This window comes from Flavilitoribacter nigricans DSM 23189 = NBRC 102662 (assembly GCF_002646595.1).
GTDB lineage: Bacteria > Bacteroidota > Bacteroidia > Chitinophagales > Saprospiraceae > Flavilitoribacter > Flavilitoribacter nigricans.
This window is the reverse complement of the sequence record NZ_PDUD01000062.1, coordinates 13,093-35,817: the sequence shown is the minus strand read 5'-3', so window position 1 is coordinate 35,817 and position 22,725 is coordinate 13,093. Positions and strand designations below refer to the sequence as shown.

Sequence of the window (22,725 nt, the reverse complement as noted above, 5' to 3'; positions counted from 1 at the left end):
ATATTGATCAAATTATGATTTTTTAATGTTAAACTATTGAAGTTTTGAAACCTAACTATGCTATCACAGGATCGATTGCTGATGAAAAAGGATCTCCTATACCAGGCATCCTCCTCCAAGCCTACGACCAAGATCCCAGCTCTCCTCCGGACCTATTGGGCACCACCATCTCCGATGAAAACGGGAAATATACTATCACCTATACCGATGCGCAATTCCGCACTCCCAAAGAGTCGGGAGGAGCCGATATTATCATCAAAGTTTTTTCTCCAGACGGGAAGCTGCTAAAAGAAACTAAACGAAAAAACAATGCTTCCAGGAAACAAACCATCAATATCAACGACATAGATTATCCACCCAAAGTAGAGCCTGTCATAACAAAGTATACTATCAAAGGGCAAGTGCAAACCGAAAAAGGCGAGGCCATATCGGGTTTAATTGTAGAATTATTTAACCAAAGTATTCCAGGCAAGCCAAAGGCTGCTTTAGCCATTGGCAATCCAATAGTTACTTGTCCAGATGGGAGCTATGAAATACAAATACCCTACCAAGAAGTAAAAGACAAATGCAAAAAAGATCGTCCGGATATTACCATTAAAGTATCCAATGCTGCTGGAAAAGAACTATTTATCAGTACCCAGTATGCCATAGAAGCTGAACAAGAAATACAAATAAGTATTCCCAAAACTGTATATGGAGGAATACCGGAATTTGTAAAACTCAATGCACTCATCCAAGAAAACCTGGATGGTATGGATATTAAGGCAGTGCAAGAAAATGAAGAGGTTAAGGCAATTAGCTTTCTGGCAGAAAAGACTAAGTACAATGCCCGTTTGGTAAGCATGAGTGTTTTGGCTCATCAATACACGGAAGAAGCCAGGCAAAATATCCCAAAAGAGTTTTATTATGCTTTATTTCGGGCAGGAGCGAATTCCAATAAAGATGCCTTGTACCGGATGAACGCCAACGCTGCTACGGATTTATATGAAAAAGCAGTGAAGGAAAATATTATTCCCCAAAACGGCAAAACTATAGCAGAGCTTAAAGAAGCTTTTCAGGCAGAAAGCATCCGGCATATTCTTAACTCCAAACCTCCACGGGGTATGTCTACAATGGATGCCATGCTATCCATGACCATAACTGATGAACGAGAAAAGGAAGATTTTATAGCTATTTACTACCACGGAGACAAAGACAAAAAAGCAATATGGCAACAAGTAGAAGAACAGTTGGGAACAGTGAAAACAAAAAAACTTCGACTTGATGGACAGTTAGGCTTCCTCACGTTTAATAATGCGCCACTTATTCAACGGCTTAAAAACGAAAGAGCTATAAGTGAAGATCCTGTAGAGTTGGTTAAAAACGGTTACTACCGAAAGGAGCAGTGGGAGGCCATTATTACGGAAAAAGATATACCCGATGCCATCACTGGTGAAAATATTGAAATCCGCAAAGAACAATATTTGGCCTGGCTTACCGGAGAATTGCGTAGGGCTTACCCTACCAAAGTGGTGGCCGAACAGGTAAAAGCCCAAGAGGTAACTTTAACCAATAATGAGAACATCCGAGCCGAAGTTTATGATGCCTTAAACCGTGATGAATTGGGTTTTGAATTAGGTGAGTATTCCATCAATAAGCATATTCAGGAGTTGGAAGATAGAGGAATGCCTTTGAGCGCTGAAGCAAAGACCAGCTTAAAACGGATGCATCGGGTTTATCAACTCTCCCCAAGAGACGAAGATATTAACGTGTTGTTAGAAAAAAATCTAGACTCCGCCTTTAAGATTGTTAAATATGACCAGAAGCAATTTATAGAGCGATATAAATCCGATTTTGGTGATGATGAAAAAGTCGCTCAGCGAGTTTATGACAAGGCAGTTGCAGATGCTAGTCTAATTACAAATGTCACCCTTTCCTACCTCACACAAAAAAACAATCCCCTACCGGCTGCGGTAGCACCTATGGTGTTTAATAGTCCGGCAGCCAGCGTAAAAAAATATCCTACCATTGAAAACCTCTTTGGATCTTTCGACTATTGTGGCTGTGGTCATTGTGAATCAGTTTTAAGTCCAGCGGCCTATTTTGTAGAGTTGTTAGAATTTCTTGGTGGAGACAAGTTTAATATTCCAACATACAACGAACAGGGAGAAGAAACTGGAACCGAAAAAGTTAACGCCCAAACCTTACTATTGCGCAGACGCCCAGATTTAGAATTTGTAGAACTGAGTTGCGAAAATACCAACACAGTATTACCCTACATTGATTTGGTTAACGAAATATTGGAGCATTACGTAGTTTACAATTCTATTGCCGGGTTTACGGGGAATTACTTTCAGCCAGGAATTAGTCCTGATGAGCTTTTAGCCAACCCGCAATATGTTAAGGAAACCGCTTATGACATTCTAAAAAATCAGGTATATCCCCTTACCTCTCCCTTTCATGGCCATTTAGATTTACTACGAGCATATTTTATGCAGTTAAATGCGCCCTTATATAAAGTAATGGAAGCGTTGCGAAAGGATGAACAAATGGAACCTTCCTCGGGCTATGGTTGGCGACATATTTTTTCAGAGCAACTAAATATTTCTCCAAAAGAGTACCACATTTTCACTAACCATAAATTTGAAGGAGATGATTCTTTGCGGTATTTGTATGGCTTACCAGCCAACAGTGTATTGATTGATACCCTTGCCAATGCAAAGACTTTTAGTAGAGCAGTGGATATTTCCTATGAGGATTTAGTTGCCGTTTTAAGAACTGAATTTGTTAATCCAGGCAGCCGTCTCATACCCAAATTAGAAGTACTGCAAGCCGTATTTAATAAGGTTATGGAAGAGAATTTTGCCCTTCGGCAAATTTATAGAAACCATACTTTATTAGAAGTGCTACATAAAATATACACTGGCACCCTTAATGCAGATGTAACACAATCTCTTTTTCCACCAGCCTATTATAATCCATCACATTTTCATGAAGAAGGTCTTTGGAAATGGTTACAGGAAAATGATACCTACAGTGATATAAAGTCAACCATTTTCCTCGCCCCAAGAGATCCGGATAATTTTGATTATTGCCGCTATGAAGACTTCGACCTCAAATATGCAGACTCGCAAAGTCCCGATCTTACCGATTATGCGTTTTGGAAACTGATCCGCTTTATCCGACTAAAAAATAAATTAGGATGGACCTTCGAAGAAACTGATAGAGCAATCGCTGCCTTATACAATCATAAACAATACGATCATAAATCAGGCGACATTGGCTTGTTAGATGAAGGATTTAAAGACTTAATAGTAAAGCTTGCCTTATTCGAGCGCGTAGAAGAAAAGCTTAGTCTAAATAGAAGGAGAAGCTTTCAAAAGACACTTATTTTTTTTGGAGATATTAATTTACATGGCCCTGTTGTCCCACCAACTAGTCAAAATCCTGATCTCTACCAACAGACATTTTTACAAATTGCTACTTCACAAGGCGCATCTACTTTCGGACCGAATAGCCAGGGAAATCTATTATCAAATCCTACAGAAAAGATAAAGAACCATGAGGAAATCCTACAAGGCGGAATGAAGCAGACGGCCAAAACTCTTCAGCTTTTAGCCAAAAAAGTTGAATTTTATCCTACAAGTCAAGCGACTCCCACCATTTTAAACTACGATGATATTCCTTTAACTGTAGAAAACCTAAGTATTTTATATCGGCATACTATTTTAGCAGATGCTTTAAAGATAAGGGTGGCAGACCTGTTAGATCTTATAGCACTTTCTGGCTTAAATCCTTTCAGCGGTATTTATCAAAAGGGGGGCAAGTATGTAGAGCCCGATCTGCTTAAGTTTATAGAATTATGTAAGCAAATACAAAAATCAGAATTTGAGTTACAAGATATACAATATATAATCCTGCATAAGGATATCAGTGGAACCAGTAGCCCCTTACTTCCAGAGGTTCTATCAATTGCCAAACTTTTAGGGGATCAACTAAAAGCCATCGATCAAAAATATAATCATGGAGGCGAATTGCTAGAAGAAGAGGCAGAAGCCTTTCTAACATCAATCTACGGACCCGAGCTTACAAACGCTATTTATGAAGCTTTTGCCGGACAATTAGAACAAAATAAGCTCAATGAAATCTTCACTTTTTATCCGGAGCTTAAAAACATATACGATGCTTTTCATGCCAGCACCCCGGAGCCAGAAAAAATTAACAGTACCCTTTTAGCATTGATTAAAGAGCACTTAAATCCACTGCTTGTTAAGCTAAAAACGGTTACTACCGAGCAATTTATAAGTAGCCAATTGGATCTTACTACTGAACAAACAGCCCAGTTGCTAAATAAAACCCTCCCAACGAATAAACACTTCATTTTACATGCCGAAGGCAAATCGGCTTCACCAAGTCTTACGGATTATTTAAATCTGGTCAAGTCTGGCGCATCGGCTCACTATTTCTACAAGGATGTAGATGATCCAGAGGTAACTATGGATGTTATCCCCAACATTCAATTAAACAAAAGTTCACTACCACTAAATGCCAATGGCCTTGTGCCTGAAAAAGCTATTTGGAAATTCTATTTGGAAGCTCCCGCAGATGGCAAATACCATTTTTATGTTGAAACCGAACAAGTAACAGGAATAGCAGTGAGGTTTTTTATTGATGGTACAGAAATAGCAAATGATAGCGATCAAAACAACTATACTTGGACAAATAAAAAAGACTCCATTCAGCTACAAGCAGGGCATCTTTACCTGATGGAGTTAGAAATTATAAACATTAAAGAAAATGCCATTCTTAAATGGCAAGGGCCAGGTACCCTGGTAGAAAGCATACCGGAAAAATTGCTTTACCCTTTTGCCCTAGTCAATTACTTTTACCACAGTTATTTGAGGCTGCTAAAGGCCGTTCGGCTCATTGAAGGTTTTGCATTATCACCAGAAACAATAGCTTACTATAGTGGATTGGAGGATGCAAAAAATGTCATTCCTTTTTTAAATAGAATACCCACTAGCCAAGTAGCATCAAATAACCAAGATCGACCATTATATGATCGGTTCATAGAGCTATTGACTCATACAACTGCAAGAGAAAGGCTACAAGTCAAAGACTATGATTTAACAGCTATCCTTAAAAATGCTTCCGCTTTAAATGAAGAGGGCGAAGCTCGTTTGTTTCAGCTTTTGCAATGGGATAGTGAGTTATTTAATGATCTGCTTACTCACTTTACGGAAATCAATAATGTTAGTAATCTAACCAATAATTTGCCGGGGATCAATCGTGTAGCCGAGGCTTTATCCATCATACAAGGTCTGGGAGCATCCGTAAAAGAATTATTGAGTTGGGCAACCGTCCAGCCAGACAATGAAATTGCAACAGCCTTGCAACAGTTTGTAAGATCGAAATACGATGCAGATTCATGGTTAGACGTAATACAACCCATTAACGACAAAATGAGCGGTAGGCAAAGAGATGCTTTGGTTAGTTATGTCCTTAAGGAACTAGGCAAAAATGTATCAACTAATCATATAGACACGCCCGACAAGCTTTTTGAATACTTCCTTATAGACGTGCAGATGGAACCTTGCATGAAAACATCACGCCTTAAGCAAGCCATTTCATCGGTACAGCTATTTATTAGCCGTTGTTTAATGAATTTAGAAACATTAATACCTCCCGAAATACTAAATGCTAAACAGTGGGACTGGATGAAGCACTATCGGGTGTGGGAAGCTGCAAGAAAAATATTTCTCTATCCCGAAAATTGGCTAGACCCAGCCTTGCGAAGCACCAAGTCACCTTTTTTCAAAGAGTTTGAGGGAGAGTTATTACAATCGGATATTAATGATGACTCTGCTACCAAAGCTTTACTCAATTACCTTGAAAAGCTAGACAAGGTTGCTTGGTTAGAGATATGTGGTATGTGTAGAGAAGATGAACAACGCATACATATTATTGGTAAATCGCCAGGTATGAATCCGGTGTTTTATCACCAAGTTAATGATGGTAGTTCGTCAGCCTGGAAAAAAATTGGAATAGATATTGAAGATGGTATTGTGTTTCAGGTATACTGGAAAGAGCGATTATTCCTTTTTTGGATTACAATTATTCAGAAGGGTAGTGATAATGAGCAAATACCCGAGACAATTAACGCTGATAACTTGTCAACACTTAATGGACCTGGAAAGAGAATAATGGAGGTTAATTTAAACTGGAGTGAATATTATAATGATAAGTGGCAGGTGAAGCGCACTTCAGATTTTAACGACCCTTGGCGTTTTGAGATTATTGGCGAGTTTTCCTACGAAATGATTTCTCATTCATTTTTTATTAATGAACAAGATGAGCTTATTATCCAATTCAAAGCAGAGTGGACAATTTTCTTTACTTCACGATTTTTAAATTCAATCTCGTATCATTTTTATAATAAGTATAGTTTTCCGGAAAAGAAAAGCCACAATCTATATGCCGAATTAAAATCTAATGATTTTAGAAGTCGAAGTGTTAAGCGTCATGAATATTATAATGATGATCCAATTAATGTAACTTATCGTATTTATAAGGATGATAAAATTTTAATCAATGACGATAATGGATTGAGTTCAATTGCTACGGAAATAACTAAAAGGCCAATTGATCATTTCTATTCTAAAAAGGTTGTTGATTTTCGGTCTGCACTGGACATATACAATTCCCCGTTTTTTATCATTGATCATCAGCATGTTTTTTTTGTCAAAACTAAAATGGAGCAAAGATGGATACGTAATAAAAATTATTTTGGGATTGAAGTCTCATCTCAAATTAACGGAGAATTTTCGACTGGACAATTCCCTTTTAATAATTCGTCTTTGCAAGATTAGCCGCAAGGATTCATTAAAGATTCCTTGATTTTTTGCTTCAACTGTATTCAACAAAATCATTTACGATGCCCGTTCCGCCAATTAATAAATCAGACAGCCCAGTTTCTTACGAAAGTTTTTTTACTTATGAGTTTCAAAACCATTTTCACCCTTATGTTGGATATTTGATACAAAAACTGAATAAAGGCGAATTAGAAGATTTACTGGACATTGAAACCCAAAAAAAGCACGAAATTTTTTTTGAGGAGTACTATGAAGTTAATCCATATAATGATGAAGCAATTACTGTAAAGTACTTTGATAAAAAAATAGATTTTGATGTACAAGGCCCTTATTCCATATATAATACGGAGTTGTTTTATCACATTCCTCTGGCCATAGCTGTACAATTAACTAAAAATCAACGCTTCCAGGATGCACAACGCTGGTTTCATTTTATCTTTAATCCATTAACTAATGAAAAAGAGCATAAGGATCATCCAACGCATCGTTATTGGAAATATTTGCCTTTTCGTGAGGGTACTAGTGCCAGCAGTATTACCAGTTTATTAGAGGACTTGAGTGATTCTAACCTTAGTGATTCCTCCAAAATAGATCTTAAAAACAGTATTGCTGCTTGGCGCAAAAAGCCTTTCAGCCCCCATGAAGTTGCAAAGTTTCGACCTCTAGCGTATCAGTATAATGTGGTGATGAAATACCTGGATATGCTAATTGGCTGGGGAGACAGCTTATTTCGTCAATTCACAATTGAAACCATTAACCAAGCTACCCAACAATACGTAATAGCCAAAAACGTTCTTGGTCCTCGTCCACAAAAAGTACCCAGCCTCAACAAGCGTCCTATCCGAAATTACAATCAATTAAAGCAACAACTGGATGCATTTGGAAACGCTATGATTGAAATGGAAAATGAATTTCCACTCAATAGCAATCACTTAAATGCAAATGACGGAAAACAAGATTCCTCTCTAACCTCTTTATTGGGAATTGGAAGGCAATTATACTTCTGTATTCCAGAAAATAAACAACTGCTATCCTATTGGGATACCGTAGAAGATAGACTTTTTAAGATAAGGAACTGCATGGATATTGAAGGCAATGTCCGACAGTTACCCCTCTTTCAACCTCCCATTGATCCGGGCATGTTGGTAAAAGCTGCTGCGGGAGGAATTGATATTGGCTCTATAGCGGCAGGGCTTAATCAACCCGTTTCAAACGTTCGATTTCAAGTTATTGTACAAAAGGCTTTGGAATTAACCGCAGAGCTTAAATCTATGGGAAATGCGTTGCTGTCCGCTATTGAAAAAGGCGATAATGAGAAATTGGCACTTATCCGGCAAGAACATGAAATAAAAATGCTGGGATTATCACAAGACATAAAATACCTACAGTGGAAGGAAGCCGAGGCCGCTACCGCAGCACTAGTTAATTCACGAGAGGCCGCTTATCAAAGCTACCGCCATTATCAGCTTTTATTGGGGAAGAAAGAAACAGATTTTTCCGATTTAGAGGAGTTGACTCTAGAACGAAAAGAATTAACAGAAGAAAATTTTGAAGAAGTCTATGCGAGTATAGTTGAGTCCTATGATCAAGAAATCGATTTAGAAAATTACAAAGAAGAAAAGATTGGTTTAACTGGAGAGGCTACAAATGCTGTTTCCAATTTGACTGGCTTTACTGGTAAGGTTATGGGAATAGGTAGTAGTGATCATTTGCAATTGAATAAGGCAGAAGACCTTGAACTTAATGTCTTTATGCCATTAGCACATTCTCTGAGCTTGTATTCTGGAGGTGTCGGAGCAATTGCTACAATGTTGAGCCTAATTCCTCAATTTAAGGCAGATGTAGAACCATTAGGTGTTGGTGCAGGCTTTGGCTTTGGTGGAAGACAGCTGTCTGCGTCTGCTTCTTTTGCGAGTCAACTTATAAGGTTAGGTTCTGAGATTATAAGTTATCAAGGGACTAGGGCCGCAAAACTAGGAGCTCACAAGAATAGAGACGATGAAAGGGTTTTTCTATCTAATCAGGCTAACAGAGAATTACGTCAAATAGGCAAACAGGTTATCACTGCATTAATCCGGGAGCAATCTTTAAAGAAAGACTACGAAAACCACAAAGTACAGATTGAGCAGTCTCAAAGGATAGATGAGTTTTTGAAAGAACAGAAATATAGTAATGAAGAACTTTACCTTTGGATGCAAGGGGAAATTTCTAAAACCTACTTTGATTGCTATAAGCTTGCGTTCGATACTGCTAAGAAAGCGGAAATAACGATGAAGCACGAATTGATGCGCAAAGAGCTGAACGAACAAGATTTCATTAAATTCAATTATTGGGATGCTGGTCGCAAAGGCTTACTCTCTGGAGAAGCTCTTTTTATGGATATTAAGCGGATGGAGTTGGCCTATCTGGAACACAATAAACGAGAATTTGAAATCACCAAGCATATTTCCCTCCAACGGTTAGATCCATTAGCCCTCTTAACCCTAAAAGCTACCGGAACCTGCACTATCAATATTCCAGAATGGTTATTCGATCTTGATTGCCCGGGTCACTACATGCGAAGGATAAAGTCGGTAAGTCTTTCCATACCTTGCATTGTGGGTCCATATACAAGTGTAAATTGTACTTTATCTCTACAAAAGAGCTCTATTCGAACCTCTTCGCTTTTGGAGAACGGAAATTACGCTCGAAACGAAACCGAAGAGGATATCCGCTTTAGAGATTATTATGGTGCCATCCAATCCATAGTAACCAGTACTGCTCAAAACGATAGCGGATTGTTCGAGTTGAACTTTAGAGATGAACGTTTTCTTCCATTTGAAGGTAGTGGGACTATAAGTACTTGGCGTTTGGAATTACCCAGTACCCTCCGCCAATTCGATTATAACACCATCAACGATGTGATTTTGCACATGAAGTATACAGCTCGCCAGGCTGGAGGGCTCAAGACAGGGGCCATTGATGCAATTGAGTATAAATTTGAACAAATCGAAGAAGATGGTTTGGTTCGGCTCTTTAACTTAAAACATGATTTCCCTAATGAATGGCATCGGTTTGTCAATGCCGACCCAACGGAAGATCTTAAACTGACTATTAGGAAAGAACATTTTCCTTACCTAGTGCAAGGAAGCCAGTTTACGTTTCAGAATGAAGAAAATAATACGGTCACTATAAGGCTCATTAGCATTGATGAAACCGGTGAACTTTCCTCAAATAAATATCCAGATCCGGTAACTTTTAATTATGCTAGTTTCAATAATGGCGGTAGTGCGGAAATGAAATTTGAAAAATCTTTATTAACCGGCAAATTGGATCTAGAGAATGGTACACAGCATTATATACTGTTGGGGTATGGAGTGCAGGAGAAAAACGGATAAAAAAATTAGCGACTTTTTTTTTAGATATTAGGAAAAATGTTGAAAGCTCATTAGATTTAGGTGGAATTCTATTGCTGCCCTTTCTAAATTTTGATCAGCCTATTTTTAGCTATTATTGGTATTAAAATATCAATCAACTGATTGTTGATCGGGATTACCTGCATTTTAATTTAGGATTACTATGACAACCCCAAGTTCAGGAAAATCATCGTTACCATTTCTTACTCATTTCTTTTCCCTTTGTGCGGGTTCAGATGTAGATGTTTTAAGCAAGTGTTCAAAAAAAGAGCAAAATAAACACGCTGGAATCGGGGCTACCGTATTTATGACTGGTCTGGTCGCATGGATATCTGGAGGATATGCATTTCATCGAGTTTTCTTTGAGCAAGCAGGAAGCTCGGAATCAATTTTTGTTGGCATCGCTCTTGGATTGGTTTGGGGACTTCTGATATTCAATATTGATCGTTTTTTAGTAATGAGTATGCAAAAGACCCAAGGCCTTTGGGGACAAATCGCTATGGCCTTGCCTCGACTTTTGCTAGCAATACTCATTTCATTTGTGATTGCAAAACCAATAGAGGTAAGGCTGTTTGAAGATAGGATCATTTCTGAAATTTTATTGATGAAGGGCGCTGAGTATGAGGAAAGGCAAGCTAAATTGAAGGAACGTTTCGGAATCCCTCAATTAGAAAATGACCTTTTAGAATTGGACACAACCATTGAAGTACTTGATTCACTATATAAAAGTCCTCCAGCAGTATTTCAATTAAAAGCTCTGATTCCTGAAGATTCTTTATGCCAGGTTAAACTTCAAGGAATAAAAAATACAAATGGTGGAAAAATATCAGAGCTTGAACAGAATAATGTGAAAATCACCAGAGAAATTTCACAAATAAATTCCACGATCCAAAATTTGGAACTGATTGTAAGTGATACTCTTGCATCAGCAGAAAGCATACGAAATGCTTCGACCCAGAGCAAAAGGCTAATAAATACTCGCAATGAACTATATTCAAGAAGAAGAATTAATAATGGGGTAATAGAAAGATTGTTAGGTGAGATTGAAACTCAGGAGGAAGAATGTAGTGATATCAGAGAAAAAATATCAGCAAAAGAGGAGCCGTATTACATTGATATCCGGCAAAGGTTAGAAACAGCAAAAAACCAGAAAGATTCACTAATTAAGGTGATTGCTAAAGGAAAGCAGGACTTGGAACAAGAATTTCTTAGAGATACTGCTATTATTGGTGACTCTTATAAGCCAACACTTCTAACACAAATTGATGCATTGAGCTCACTTACACAGTGGAAAAAACCTATCGAAAATGATGAAGGGGAAATTGAAAGACCTAGCAACACCCTCTGGTGGACTGGAATTTTGATATCCCTGATCTTCATTGTTATTGAAACAGCTCCGATATTAGTAAAATTGATGTCCGATGAGGGAGAATACGATCTCTTAGTAGATAAAACAATTGATGAAACAAAGATTAAGCAACTGCTCGGTTTGCGCAAAAAAATGAAAGGAAACATAGAAGATGAAATAACAAAAACTAAGGACTTGGCAATGAAGGAGCTTCAAAAGTTTGAAGTTTTGAAAAAGGAAATTAAAACCCAAAATCCACTTGCTGATAATGAGCAACTTGAGAGAATACTGGAAAATGTTACTTACCAAAGTATTCAGAACATTTTTGAATCTTCCAGGGTATCTTTTAATTTAAAGAATCCGACCCCAGCTCAGAGGAGGCTTGATACTAAAATTCAAAAAATGTCTTCATTGATTGAAAAATCTTCGGATGAAACTACTAGGTACAAATTGATCAAATATTTAATGAAACTCATCCTAAAAAAATAAGCGAACCTATTCAGTAATTCCTGATTTTATGTTCCTTTATGTTACGTTATCGATAGTTGTCATAGCAGCCCTTTGGGGGAGTTGGAAAACTTGGTCGTTATTCAAAAAATACCAAGATCGAATCCAATATTTAACTCCCGAGTTTTACGATATAGAGCATCCTGCCATTAAAGAAATAATTTCACAAATTGAAGCCTATGACGAGAATGTGGAGTTAGCTCAAGAAATTGAAAAAAACGCTAACGATTTAAGTTTCCCGGAACCACCTGTACCAGATGAAACTGCCACAGAATGGCTTGAAAATTACAGGATTCTAACAGACACATTCAACGATAAATCTTTTATCTCAAGCATTTCAAATAATGGATTGTTTCAGGTAATTCCCCCTCCAAAACTTTTCAAACTAATTCGAGGGTGTAGCCTAATTATTAAAAAGGAAGGGTCAGAAGCCTTAGATCAATCTTACGAAGCTATTACGAATGAATTTATTGATAAGTTGGATGAACTTACAGAGGAAGGTCTAAATGAAACAGCAGAATTGTTTTTAAGAGAAGTTCTTGATTATTATTCCAAGATTCCGGAGGAAAAACTTAAAGTCTTCATTTTTGCACTTAAAATTGAACCTCTTGATACATTTTTAGAAGATCTAAGCCAATCCGATATAATATTAAACACACTAAATGGGATCGTTGATTCAGAAGAACTGCGTGAGAAAGTAGCTATTGTCTTTAAAGAACATATGGAGTCTGCGAAAGAGGAAATCAAAGAATTGGTTTCGGATGTTTTTGATGTTGATTCACTTCCTTACATTCCTGTATTTACCATAATAGTGGCTACGATCCAGGAAGCTGAATTATTAATGGATGGAAATTCGAGTATTGCAAAGTCAGCTCAGCGGATTGCGGCAAAGACAGGAATAAAGGTGGTTGCGGCAACAACAGGCGCGGTTATAGGGACCGCATTGGCAGGCCCAATTGGAGGGGCAGTACTGTCAGCAGCTTTTTCGGCATTAGGGAAATTTGCCTTTAAACGTTTTGAAAATAGGCATATTAGAAAAGCTAAAAAGGACTATAAAGAATTGTTTAATGAGATAGAAAGCAATTGTAAAATAGCAGTAAACAATACTATTTTTTCCATTAGAGGAATGGCCCAGCTTAAGAAAAAGATGTTCTATGACGAAATAGGGAGTATTCCAATTGAGGATCCTGCACAAATTGATAGTTATGTAGGTGCATTGAGATCATCCTACAAAAAAGATATGGAATTATCTCTCAAGACATTACTTAATGCTAAAAAAAATATTTTTTATTGGGTACCAGTTAATAAGACTAGAATCGACTTCGCTATTGGAATGGTGAGTAAAAACTTAGAAAAAATCGAAAAAATAAGTAGTAATCGTGAAGGCCTCCAAAGAATGTTTGAACTTCCAGTGGTAGTTAACGGAAATTATGATAGAAGCCTAGTGAGAATAAGCCAACAGTTGAAGGAATTGAATGCAGATTTTGTTGATTCTATCATATACTGGTCTATAAAAACAACATTTTTTTATCGACAGACTATTAGCGAAATTGCGACCGAGGCAAATAATCAGATGAAATCGTTTCAAAAACTTGTTGATGATTATAAGCAAGATCTGGAGGCTGCCGAAAGACGTGTTAGGAAATTAGAAAGTTTGAAAAAGGGAAAAAAGAAAAGAAAGTGAAGTAAAGCTAAGATCTGAGTACTTGTGCAGACACTTCAACGCATCATTTTCTTCATTTTAGATTTCAACCGCTGCCTCATCATTGCCACTTCCAACCACTCCAGTTTATCCAACTCCTCATAGAGTCGTTCCGCAATCAGTAAATCAACATTATCAGTAGAAAGCACCTCCTTATAGGGCAGCACTACCCGCAAAAACGACTCACCATCTTCCCGCCAGGCTTCGTTAAGGAATTCCGTATCACGCGCCACAAAGGTAATGCGCACCGTTTCTTCTTCACAGAGATCATATAAAGCTTCATAGAGGCGATCAGTTCTAATGACTTCATTAGTCTTAAGATCGAGGTTGGCATTGGTGTGTACCATAGGAATGGATTTTTTGTAAAATAGTTAGAAAATAAATGTTATTCAAGGCTGTTATTTCCGGGAGGTAGCACCAGCCGGTACCAGTAGGCTCTAGCCTCCGGTGAAGAAGAAATTGGCCGCGCCAAATTTTCCGGCAAGACGGCATACGCTCCTATAAGAGCTGCCTCTCTGGTTTTTATAGTTGCAAGGTCTCCCATTTGCAAATACACGTAATTGAGTTTGTGCCGGTTCAGCCATTTTTCATTAAAACCACGCTTGTTTTGAGTAATGCCGGTGGTACCGTAGCGGTAAATTTCTCCGGTTTTCAAGAAAAACTTCCCGGTAGGGCAATGCTGACAGAGGAAATAGCTATCAATGACGGCTGTTAGCGCGTAAAGTTCCTGATTGGCGTATTGGTCTTGTTTTCGCTCAACGGTACCTGCCCAATCATCGGAAAGGGTGACAGCACCATCATCTCCGACTTTAGTAGCATCTTCCCATTTCTTGGGAATAGACATGTAGATGAAAATTCCGGTGATCAGCAGGCCTACTAAAATAAGGCCCAGGGGAAATCGATTGGATTTTGTAGTGTCCATCGTTACGGTTTTAGGATGTTAGAAATGCTTTTAGGCTTGCTAAACCTTATGCGAATCGGTGTAGATCTCCGAATAGGAAAAGATCACAAAGGCTATTAGCAGAGATAGAGTCAGTTTGGTAATGAGCAAGGGAAGCTCGCAGTAATACAGGATGTTAATCCAGGCTTGCACCAGCGCAAATGCGATGAGCATGTATTTACGAGCTTTGTGCACGGTTAACATCAATGCCGTTAATTCCGAAACGCTGCCAAAAATGTAGCCTAAAAACAGATTATCTGTTAAACCTACTTTGTTAACCAAGTGTGCCAAATGATGCACCTGAATGGACAAGGCTGCCACCAGGGTTAAAAAGACAATGGCCTTGGAAGTGGCAAAGTCAGCCACTGTTTCCAAAAAATCGGCAGCCCTTATAGTAATGCGCTTGTACCAAATGAGATGAATTTCCGGTTGGCGATCATGTAGTTTAACATGCCCGTTTAAGGTTGAATGGGGCTTTACTTTAAAATGGCTTGCGTTTAACGCTGCCAATCGTTTTTCTACTTCCTGTTTAACATCCGGCTGAGCCGTTCTCATTCTGCCTTGTAGGAGTTTAACATAGGTTTCTAGGCTCAATGCTTCATCGTTAATCAGGGTTAAACCCATCCTTGTAGCCGCATCTTTCAGTCGTTGATGCGAGCTGTAAATTCCCTTATAGACGTCCTTGGTTTTGAAACGCATAGCAGTTGTAATTTTTTGATTGTGAGATCAGTAGCAGATCTAAGCTACGGACCCTTCCGTGGTAATCCAACTAATATGGTGGTTATTTAGATGTGTTTTATGGTGTGGTTTTTGTCCTTGATGCAATGGGGGATTTTAAGATGGTAAGGAGGCAAATAGCTTGAGGTCACTTTATTAGCAGAAAAGAAAATTGGCAGGCTTTATAAGGTTGCCAAACATACGGGCAATACATTGGTTTGCCGGTAGATTAAAGAATTATTATATTGTGAGTACATTATGTCAAACATAGAAGCTCGCCTTTACAATCCGTGCATCGAAATTTATAGGACAGAATACTCAGCAGTAGATTAGATAATGTTTATACATCCAGGAAAAAGTAATCCATTCAAATAACCACGTACTGGCCATATCCTTGTACGGCTATTCTTTTAAATGGACAACGCCTCATGGTCGCGATAAAACAAATGCATTGTTTGCATGATGCATATTTTTTGATCAATACTAGATCCTTATCTGATGGAAACCTTACGAGAAGATTTTATTTGTGAAAAAGCCCTGGCTTATCTGTGGAATAGGCACTACAGGCGTTCGGGGTACTATAACTTCGAAGAATATACCAGAGACAATAAACGCGCAGACGGATTTCTGGCTTTTCCACAAAAGAGAGGAAAAGCTTATCTAGTTTCACTAGAAGCAAAATCACGAAATACGATCAATAACCTGGTATTGCACGATGATCACGACAAAATACTTGAAATTAGCCGCTGGACCGTTGGCTTAATATTACTCATAATTGGAATTTTTGCATATAGAGAGGGCGTTCGCCAAAACCTTGAACCGCTATGGATATCCTCACTTGTTGCTTTAGCTATTTTCGGTATTGTTTTATTTTTTCGATTCTTTAAAAGATTAAGTCTTTCTATTCTAAAAAGCGTACCAGCATTACAGCAATTACGACAATACCCAGCAAACGAATCATGGTTAGCTATTGGGAGTGATTCGATTGTAAAAAGAAAAGTAAAACAAGATCTAAAAAGACAATGTAAAAAGGCAGGCATTGGATTATTGGAAGTCTTTCCTAATGGTACAGTAAGGCGAATTTTTCATCCAAGGCCGGAAGGAAGTAAGGATTACCTGAACAATTATTTAGAAGAAAGTTCAATTAGACAAGAGATCGGTACTATCAGCTCTTTTAAAGCAACTCCGGCCCAAATTAGCCAGACCTATAGAATGTATGGGAATGGCTTTTCCTTTTTGATAATTTTTTTGTTGGCATCCTATCTTTTTAGACCTGATTCCAATGGTCGCTTTTACCAGAATACCTTAAGGTCGGATGTGGACGTAGAAAATTTTGGCAAATTGAATATAAGATGTGATGATGTTAACCTGTTTTCGGAAACGTTCATCATTATTGATGCCGTATTCGAAGATGTAATCTCCGCAGAAAAGCGCGTAACTCAACTATTTGGTTTGGGTTTTACGGATGCTCACCATATACATCTTTCTTGCGTAGAAACTGAATTCCCTGAATTAAATTATTGCGTTATGCCATTCTTGCCAGAACGCGAAATAACCGTTGCGGAATCACAAATAAAGTACTTCTTTAAAATATTGGATGATGAGAAGGCAAGTACTGATTATGGCAAGATCGTGCAAATTTGGCCTAAAGAATAATTTATGAATTTTTAGTCCATCGGATTGTGTTTATTCAGTCGGTATCCACAAGGGATTCTATTCGGCCAATCCACTCGTGAAACCTCGGAGATCTATTCCGAATTCGCTCCAAGCCAATCGCCTCAGCCAGCAAAGCTCCGTAAATCACCTTATTGTAACCATTGATAATTCTTTGTAAACGGTGAGAAGGGGAGGTGTCTCTATTGTTATTGATCATTTCGGGGTTATCAAAATCGGCAAAGGTTTTTTCCAATTCCGCTTGCCCCACGATATCACCTGGGGGGATCTGCTGATAGATGACATCGATATCGTTAAAAAGTAAGCCTTCAAATTCATGCAGTTGTAAATAAGGAATAAATCGGTACCGGAGGGAGTCATCAATATCTTCAAGCATAGCTGTTTCTAGGGCCTTCATTCTATCATTTTTATCTGGAATTCTTTCGGCTACTTCCCAATTGGGAAAACTGTGCTTGGAATACAAACCGTAATAATCGATGAAGGTAGTAACATAGGCAGACTTATCGACCTTCAGGTGGGTTTCAATCTGTTTTTTCAGAACAGGCCATTTCACAATACCTCCTCTGGTGTGTTTGATCAAAGGTGTTTGGATCTGAATACCCTTTGCTTGCAGAGGAAGTTGTAACACAGTCTTACAAAACTCTTGCTCGGTTGGCCCTTCACAAATGATGATTACCCGCTTCATGCTTAACTAAAATTCGGCTGGCCGGTGGTGATAATATTTCGTTTCCATAAATCGTCAATGGTATAGTCTTCTAACCATTGCTCCAGCGTTTCAGAATTTAGTCGGTTAAAAACGCTTTCTCCATCAATAAGGTCAACCGTAACAATATCTTCAGGATCGAAGTGACTAATGAGATCCGTAGATTGGGTCGCAAGAATTACCTGGCATCCTTTAGACGCAACTGATTTAACCAATCCTGCCAGTTTAGCAATTGCGGTAGGATGTAGCCCTAACTCTGGTTCATCTATAACAATGGTTTCAGGCAAGTCAGGTTGCATGAAAAGTACCGTCAGGGCGATAAATCGAATGGTACCATCCGATAGGTCATTAACACCATAAACCACTGAGCTGTACTTGTCTCTCCACCTAAGTTTTAGATTTCCGTTGCTTTCCGGTCTGAAAAAGAAATCCGAAAAATAAGGAGCAATAGACTGGATATTTTTAACAATTAGGTTATAAACAATTCTGTGTTCTTGTTGGATATGATACAAGAATGCTGCCAGGTTACTACCTTTTTCGTATAGGTAGAATTTGTCGTTCTCAATGTTTGATTCCTTACTAAATGGAGAATTCTCTCCTGTATCGTGAAAATGGTATTTGGCTAATTGATCAAGGTAATTTCTTATGTAATTAGCCCTTGGCATTGTTTGAAATCGAAGCTTTGACTCATGTCCGTAAGAAGCAATGTCCACTTTGTTTTCATAATACGGATTCTTATCGTACCACATACCTTCCTCCGTGAATATCAATCCAGTATCGCCTTTCTTTAGGGTAAAGGAATAGGCATTTGTGTTATTAAAACCCAAGAAAGCATCAATCTCATTGGTGACCTTATCTCCCTTATGTAGAAAAGTATCTATGCCTTTGAGAGCGACATACTCTTGTAGATTTCTATTGTAAATTTGCTTTAAGAAATCAAAGAATGATAGAAAATTACTCTTCCCGCTGCCATTGGCACCTATTATGATGTTGATAGATCGTAGTGCTAAATCCAGATTCTTAATTGACTTATAGCCTTTTATCTTTATCTTTTTCATTGTGTTAACACTTATAGTCTCTTTAAAATTAAGACATAAGGCATTCTATACCAAACAATTCTTTTCATCAGTTGCAATTCATTAATCTCGATGATGGACCAAAGTAAGAAGATTTTCAGTTTGATCAACATGTCAAAAGTCTTGGATCAGCCAATTTCATCATTACTTGTGCTTTTTTGATTGTTGCTTTAGTCCTAAATTCCCGATTTTCAGCGTAAATTTAGTATAAATACCTCTCCTTTCTACCAAGGAACAACAAAATTCAATACAAGATCAATTAAGGTTACGAATTGATCGTTTAAATATTGTTAGGAAAAAAGAGGACCAAGTTCCTTCTCAAGCTTCCAGTAAAAGATAAGAGCTTTCAGATGGTTTCCGCTTTGAAAAGTAAAAGCCCTTATAAATGAAGTATGCTAAAGTAAATGGAAAAAAAGTTGAAGCTAAACCAAAACTCCGTGGAATATGCACAAATTGCTCCCAGGAAATGGTAGCCAAGTGCGGTCGAGTAAAGATTTGGCACTGGGCACATAAAAGCCGTCTGCACTGTGATCCATGGTGGGAATCAGAAACAGAGTGGCATCGAAATTGGAAGAACAACTTTCCTGTAGAGTGGCAGGAAATCAGCCATAAAGACAAAGCATCCAATGAAAGACATATTGCCGATGTTAAAACTTCTCATGGACTGGTGCTGGAGTTTCAACATTCGTTAATTAGTCCAGCAGAGGTCGAATCTCGTGAGCAATTTTATGGTAACTTGATATGGATTGTGGATGGTAATCGTAGCGAACTTGATAAAGGCCATTTTAATTTGGGACTTTCTGGACCTATTCAAAAAGATCCTCTGGCGTACCAAATTAGCTGGTACGGACGTAGCCGGTTATTGCAAAATTGGGCAGAATCAAAAGTAATGGTCTACCTCGATTTTGGTGACGAAATACTTTGGAGATTAGTTTTGTATAATTCGCAAAAGAAAACGGGGGCTGTTGGTCCGCTATCCAAGAAAGCATTCATAGAGGACTGTCTTAATGGATATCCCATTAGGGTATCAAAGCTGGAGGAATAGCCGTATTGCATGTGAAAAAATGGAAAGAAGTTGATCTGTAATACTTGGCGTTTTTATCAACTAAAACTTTTCTGTTTCATTCCCAAAAACCTCCCATCCCTTACGAGCAGTCCGAGCAAACAACTCCAAAAATGGCCCAGGACTACAACTCTCGATCAGCGCATACTGCTCATCCGGTTTCCGAGAATGCTCCCGTTTCCGAGAACGGATTACATTGGGAAAAGAATGCGAAAGCTTAGTGGTATTCAAACTACCCCGAACCCCAAACAGAATCGTTTCGGTAGCACTGCGAAAATAATGCCCATACCCACTACCATCCGGAAGCCCATCCTTACGGATCTTTTCCCAGGTAATGCTAGTCTTATAGGTAAACCCCCAGGCCGACATCACATCCAGCCCATCCTGCATCATGGAGTTGGGAATCCAGAGGTAGAGGTGGCTGTCTTTATCGGCCACCAAGGGTACCGGAATAGATTTAATGTCTTCCAGTGGGAGCGTGGGATACCGAAAACACTTATCGTATTCGGGAGAAATCCTTCCATTCCGGGCTTTGAATCGCCAGGGTGGATCGGCTAAGATGGTTTTAAAGGGCTTGATAAAGTTGGCCAAAAAGTCCTTGGCTACTTGTGATTGGGGGGAAGAAAGGGTCATGTACGGGGTTTCTTTTTGGCGCGGTCTTCTTGCACTTGCCGATAAAACTTGTAGCTGGTATAGCTGATGGTTACCACGAGCAGCATAGTATAGAGTACGTTCAGGACGGGTTGTTTAGGTTGTAAATCCATGATTCCATTTTTTTATTTCGGCTGATAAAATGTGGTTGCGTTTTTCGAGCTTGCAAACGATCTTTTCCAAATGCATGATCCGGGATTTCTGACCCGAAATGACTTGTAGTAATTCCGCATTCTTACTTTCCAGTTCCCGAATGCGTCCTTCCATCTTTTCCGACCATTCCTGCCAATTTTTGATAATGGCAGCATTGCCTTGGATATCCAATTGCTTAATGGTGGCTTTCCGATAGCGTTTTTCTAGGCGCAGATTAATGAGTACTTCCAGAGCCTTCCAGATTCCGCTGGAGGTAAGGATAATCGTTATGAGTTTGAGCGTTTCCAATGATCATCTATCCTTTACTCGTTTTGATAAGGGTGAATAGTACGATGCCAGCCCCAGCCACAACTAATAGAATGGGCAACAGATTCTTTTTGGCTTTTTGGATCATGGCATTAGCTGAAGAAACACCTTTGGATCTAATTTTTTCCGGCAACTTTGCTTCAATATCCCGCATAATGGACTTCACCTTGCTCGCATATCTGGGATCAGTAGCATAGCCTGCTTTGGCCACTTCATCGGCAAAGCGATAAGGATCAGCCGTATTTTTCATAGCTATGGTATAACGGGAAGCTTTGGACAATAACCCACCCCAATCCAAAAAGGCATGCAAAGGCGTAGGATAAGCCCGGAAATAGTCTTTGATCCGGTATTCCCATTTGCCGGAAGGCGTTTGAATAGGGAAATCCGGATAGATGTAGGGAAATTGTAAGTTGGCTGTTGATCCGTACTCGGTTGTGGTAATAAGTTGTTTATCTCCCTTCCACCCGCCAAAATCTTTAGCGGAACCCACTTTAATGCCAAACAGCATATTGTTAGGAGCATGTTTGCCCCAACCTGATTCCAGTGCACTTTGGGCTAAGGCAAATAGTGCCGGAACGCCCAATTTAGCCTCGGCTTGTTTGGCATGTGGGTAGTTATTTTCTATGAATTCTTCTTTACTCATTTAGTGAATGGCTGCTAAAACACTCATGATTCCAAGGCCCGTACCCAGCAGGAATTTGTGTAGTCTACTTTTTTTAATGATGCGGGATTTATCCTGTTGCAATTGCACAATATGTCCCACATGGTTATGATTGATCTGCCGCAAATTCGCTACCTGGTAACCCAGCGAAGAAACCATTGCTCTTTGTTTATCGATGGTGAAATTCAGATTGGCATTCTCCTGGGCCAAAAGCTTGTTGATGGAATCTTTAAACCAAACCGATTCCAATTCTTGAGCCAATATTTTTGCTTGCTGCATATCAAAACAAAAGAAGGTATCCTCACTTGTTTTCTGAAGGAGTGGTTTTAAACCTTGCGAAAAACTGGTACAGTTCAAGATCAGTAAAATGGTGAATAGCTTGCATTTTTTCATGTTGTTGGGTTTTGAGGTGGTACATTAATTGCTGTTGCTGCCGGGCTTTTTGGTGAAAACGATCTGCTTCTTGCCGGAGGTGTTGCATTTGTTTTTCCAAAGATGCATTGTAGTGTAGCAGTGAATCGTTTTGCTGTTGTATAGCCTTAAATGGATGGTCCGTGAGCTTGGGTTTATGGGAAATCGTAAGCCAAATAACAATGCTAATTCCTAGCGTTAAAAGGCCGGTGACATCTCTAAACCTCACGGTTAGATCCCGGCTTTGGTTGATATTTTTTCCTGAATGTATTTCAACACCTTGTCAATAAACAACTTGTGGAAGACCAGGGCAAAGACAAAGGATTGGAACAATACATCGATTTGCTGTAGGCTGTAATCGCGAAGAAAAGCAAGGACAGTTCCATAGATTAAGCCGGTCAATGCCACTAAATAGCGGGTTTGCATTTTGAGTCCTTCTTTTTCTTTGAGTTGAATGGCTCCATAAGCCAATAGGATAAAGGAAATGATAAAGGTCCAGTCCAGATGTAGGGCATAGTCTAAAATCAATTTTCCAATTTCGATTAAGGAGGGTGTTTCCATAGGGAT

General features: G+C 38.8%; 17 protein-coding genes. 6 read left to right on the top strand and 11 right to left on the bottom strand.

The genetic code is table 11. The annotated features are described in order from the left end of the window. Positions 1 to 44: 44 nt before the first annotated feature. The 4 genes from CRP01_RS38725 to CRP01_RS38710 all read left to right on the top strand — a co-directional run bounded on the left by CRP01_RS38725 (position 45) and on the right by CRP01_RS38710 (position 13,785). Positions 45 to 6,848: a neuraminidase-like domain-containing protein gene (locus CRP01_RS38725; protein WP_099155480.1), complete on the top strand. Its 6,804-nt coding sequence runs from the start codon at positions 45 to 47 to the stop codon at positions 6,846 to 6,848. Positions 6,849 to 6,913: 65 nt separating this feature from the next. After that, positions 6,914 to 10,228 carry a Tc toxin subunit A-related protein gene (locus CRP01_RS38720; RefSeq protein WP_099155479.1) on the top strand — a complete coding sequence of 1,105 codons (3,315 nt, stop codon included), beginning with the start codon at positions 6,914 to 6,916 and terminating at the stop codon, positions 10,226 to 10,228. Positions 10,229 to 10,409: 181 nt separating this feature from the next. Beyond that, the gene (locus CRP01_RS38715; RefSeq protein ID WP_099155478.1) at positions 10,410 to 12,083 is read left to right on the top strand and encodes a DUF4407 domain-containing protein; all 1,674 of its coding nucleotides are present in this window, start codon (positions 10,410 to 10,412) and stop codon (positions 12,081 to 12,083) included. A gap of 28 nt (positions 12,084 to 12,111) precedes the next feature. Then, positions 12,112 to 13,785, top strand: coding sequence for a phage tail tape measure protein (locus tag CRP01_RS38710; RefSeq protein ID WP_099155477.1), 1,674 nt, complete (start codon positions 12,112 to 12,114; stop codon positions 13,783 to 13,785). A 35-nt stretch (positions 13,786 to 13,820) separates the two neighbouring features. Here the strand turns inward: CRP01_RS38710 and CRP01_RS38705 are convergent, their stop codons facing one another. The 3 genes from CRP01_RS38705 to CRP01_RS38695 are packed head-to-tail and all read right to left on the bottom strand — an operon-like array spanning position 13,821 to position 15,442. Then, complete coding sequence (locus tag CRP01_RS38705; protein ID WP_099155476.1) at positions 13,821 to 14,150, bottom strand: hypothetical protein; 330 nt, start codon at positions 14,148 to 14,150, stop codon at positions 13,821 to 13,823. A 38-nt stretch (positions 14,151 to 14,188) separates the two neighbouring features. Beyond that, positions 14,189 to 14,725 (bottom strand): hypothetical protein, encoded by a 537-nt coding sequence (locus tag CRP01_RS38700; protein WP_099155475.1) that lies wholly within the window; start codon positions 14,723 to 14,725, stop codon positions 14,189 to 14,191. A gap of 39 nt (positions 14,726 to 14,764) precedes the next feature. Continuing rightward, positions 14,765 to 15,442 carry a hypothetical protein gene (locus CRP01_RS38695; RefSeq protein ID WP_099155474.1) on the bottom strand — a complete coding sequence of 226 codons (678 nt, stop codon included), beginning with the start codon at positions 15,440 to 15,442 and terminating at the stop codon, positions 14,765 to 14,767. A 516-nt stretch (positions 15,443 to 15,958) separates the two neighbouring features. On the opposite strand from CRP01_RS38695, the gene CRP01_RS38690 reads away from it, so the two are divergent. Continuing rightward, on the top strand, positions 15,959 to 17,116 hold the full coding sequence (locus CRP01_RS38690) for a hypothetical protein (protein ID WP_099155473.1): 1,158 nt from the start codon (positions 15,959 to 15,961) through the stop codon (positions 17,114 to 17,116). 34 nt (positions 17,117 to 17,150) lie between these two features. On the opposite strand, the gene CRP01_RS38685 is transcribed toward CRP01_RS38690, so the two are convergent. Continuing rightward, a complete protein-coding gene (locus CRP01_RS38685) occupies positions 17,151 to 17,819 on the bottom strand; it encodes a DUF4276 family protein (protein ID WP_099155472.1) in 669 nt (222 codons plus the stop codon). 2 nt (positions 17,820 to 17,821) lie between these two features. Next, complete coding sequence (locus tag CRP01_RS38680; protein ID WP_099155471.1) at positions 17,822 to 18,895, bottom strand: AAA family ATPase; 1,074 nt, start codon at positions 18,893 to 18,895, stop codon at positions 17,822 to 17,824. 403 nt (positions 18,896 to 19,298) lie between these two features. Here CRP01_RS38680 and CRP01_RS38675 point away from each other — a divergent pair, with 403 nt between their 5' ends. Further along, positions 19,299 to 19,958: a competence protein CoiA gene (locus CRP01_RS38675; protein WP_099155470.1), complete on the top strand. Its 660-nt coding sequence runs from the start codon at positions 19,299 to 19,301 to the stop codon at positions 19,956 to 19,958. Between the two features lie 60 nt (positions 19,959 to 20,018). Here the strand turns inward: CRP01_RS38675 and CRP01_RS38670 are convergent, their stop codons facing one another. From CRP01_RS38670 to CRP01_RS38645, 6 genes are all read right to left on the bottom strand, one after another. Further along, complete coding sequence (locus CRP01_RS38670; protein WP_099155469.1) at positions 20,019 to 20,609, bottom strand: MT-A70 family methyltransferase; 591 nt, start codon at positions 20,607 to 20,609, stop codon at positions 20,019 to 20,021. Beyond that, positions 20,606 to 20,740, bottom strand: a complete 135-nt coding sequence (locus CRP01_RS43255) for a hypothetical protein (RefSeq protein WP_262510350.1) — start codon at positions 20,738 to 20,740, stop codon at positions 20,606 to 20,608. The genes CRP01_RS38670 and CRP01_RS43255 overlap by 4 nt, the downstream gene beginning before the upstream one ends. Next, positions 20,724 to 21,068, bottom strand: coding sequence for a hypothetical protein (locus CRP01_RS38665; protein WP_099155468.1), 345 nt, complete (start codon positions 21,066 to 21,068; stop codon positions 20,724 to 20,726). The genes CRP01_RS43255 and CRP01_RS38665 overlap by 17 nt, the downstream gene beginning before the upstream one ends. A gap of 7 nt (positions 21,069 to 21,075) precedes the next feature. Continuing rightward, positions 21,076 to 21,729, bottom strand: coding sequence for a glycoside hydrolase family 73 protein (locus tag CRP01_RS38660; RefSeq protein ID WP_099155467.1), 654 nt, complete (start codon positions 21,727 to 21,729; stop codon positions 21,076 to 21,078). Continuing rightward, positions 21,730 to 22,140, bottom strand: coding sequence for a hypothetical protein (locus tag CRP01_RS38655; protein WP_143473731.1), 411 nt, complete (start codon positions 22,138 to 22,140; stop codon positions 21,730 to 21,732). 249 nt (positions 22,141 to 22,389) lie between these two features. Next, positions 22,390 to 22,719, bottom strand: coding sequence for a hypothetical protein (locus CRP01_RS38645; protein WP_099155464.1), 330 nt, complete (start codon positions 22,717 to 22,719; stop codon positions 22,390 to 22,392). Positions 22,720 to 22,725: the final 6 nt, after the last annotated feature.

Excerpts from the sequence above, each read along its gene's own strand:
- CRP01_RS38660 (WP_099155467.1), bottom strand. The coding sequence starts at position 21,729 with ATGAGTAAAGAAGAATTCATAGAAAATAACTACCCACATGCCAAACAA.
- CRP01_RS43255 (WP_262510350.1), bottom strand. The coding sequence starts at position 20,740 with ATGGATTTACAACCTAAACAACCCGTCCTGAACGTACTCTATACTATG.
- CRP01_RS38700 (WP_099155475.1), bottom strand. The coding sequence starts at position 14,725 with ATGGACACTACAAAATCCAATCGATTTCCCCTGGGCCTTATTTTAGTA.
- CRP01_RS38690 (WP_099155473.1), top strand. The coding sequence starts at position 15,959 with ATGGAAACCTTACGAGAAGATTTTATTTGTGAAAAAGCCCTGGCTTAT.
- CRP01_RS38680 (WP_099155471.1), bottom strand. The coding sequence starts at position 18,895 with ATGAAAAAGATAAAGATAAAAGGCTATAAGTCAATTAAGAATCTGGAT.
- CRP01_RS38645 (WP_099155464.1), bottom strand. The coding sequence starts at position 22,719 with ATGGAAACACCCTCCTTAATCGAAATTGGAAAATTGATTTTAGACTAT.
- CRP01_RS38670 (WP_099155469.1), bottom strand. The coding sequence starts at position 20,609 with ATGACCCTTTCTTCCCCCCAATCACAAGTAGCCAAGGACTTTTTGGCC.
- CRP01_RS38715 (WP_099155478.1), top strand. The coding sequence starts at position 10,410 with ATGACAACCCCAAGTTCAGGAAAATCATCGTTACCATTTCTTACTCAT.
- CRP01_RS38685 (WP_099155472.1), bottom strand. The coding sequence starts at position 17,819 with ATGAAGCGGGTAATCATCATTTGTGAAGGGCCAACCGAGCAAGAGTTT.
- CRP01_RS38655 (WP_143473731.1), bottom strand. The coding sequence starts at position 22,140 with ATGAAAAAATGCAAGCTATTCACCATTTTACTGATCTTGAACTGTACC.
- CRP01_RS38710 (WP_099155477.1), top strand. The coding sequence starts at position 12,112 with ATGTTCCTTTATGTTACGTTATCGATAGTTGTCATAGCAGCCCTTTGG.
- CRP01_RS38695 (WP_099155474.1), bottom strand. The coding sequence starts at position 15,442 with ATGCGTTTCAAAACCAAGGACGTCTATAAGGGAATTTACAGCTCGCAT.
- CRP01_RS38720 (WP_099155479.1), top strand. The coding sequence starts at position 6,914 with ATGCCCGTTCCGCCAATTAATAAATCAGACAGCCCAGTTTCTTACGAA.
- CRP01_RS38675 (WP_099155470.1), top strand. The coding sequence starts at position 19,299 with ATGAAGTATGCTAAAGTAAATGGAAAAAAAGTTGAAGCTAAACCAAAA.
- CRP01_RS38705 (WP_099155476.1), bottom strand. The coding sequence starts at position 14,150 with ATGGTACACACCAATGCCAACCTCGATCTTAAGACTAATGAAGTCATT.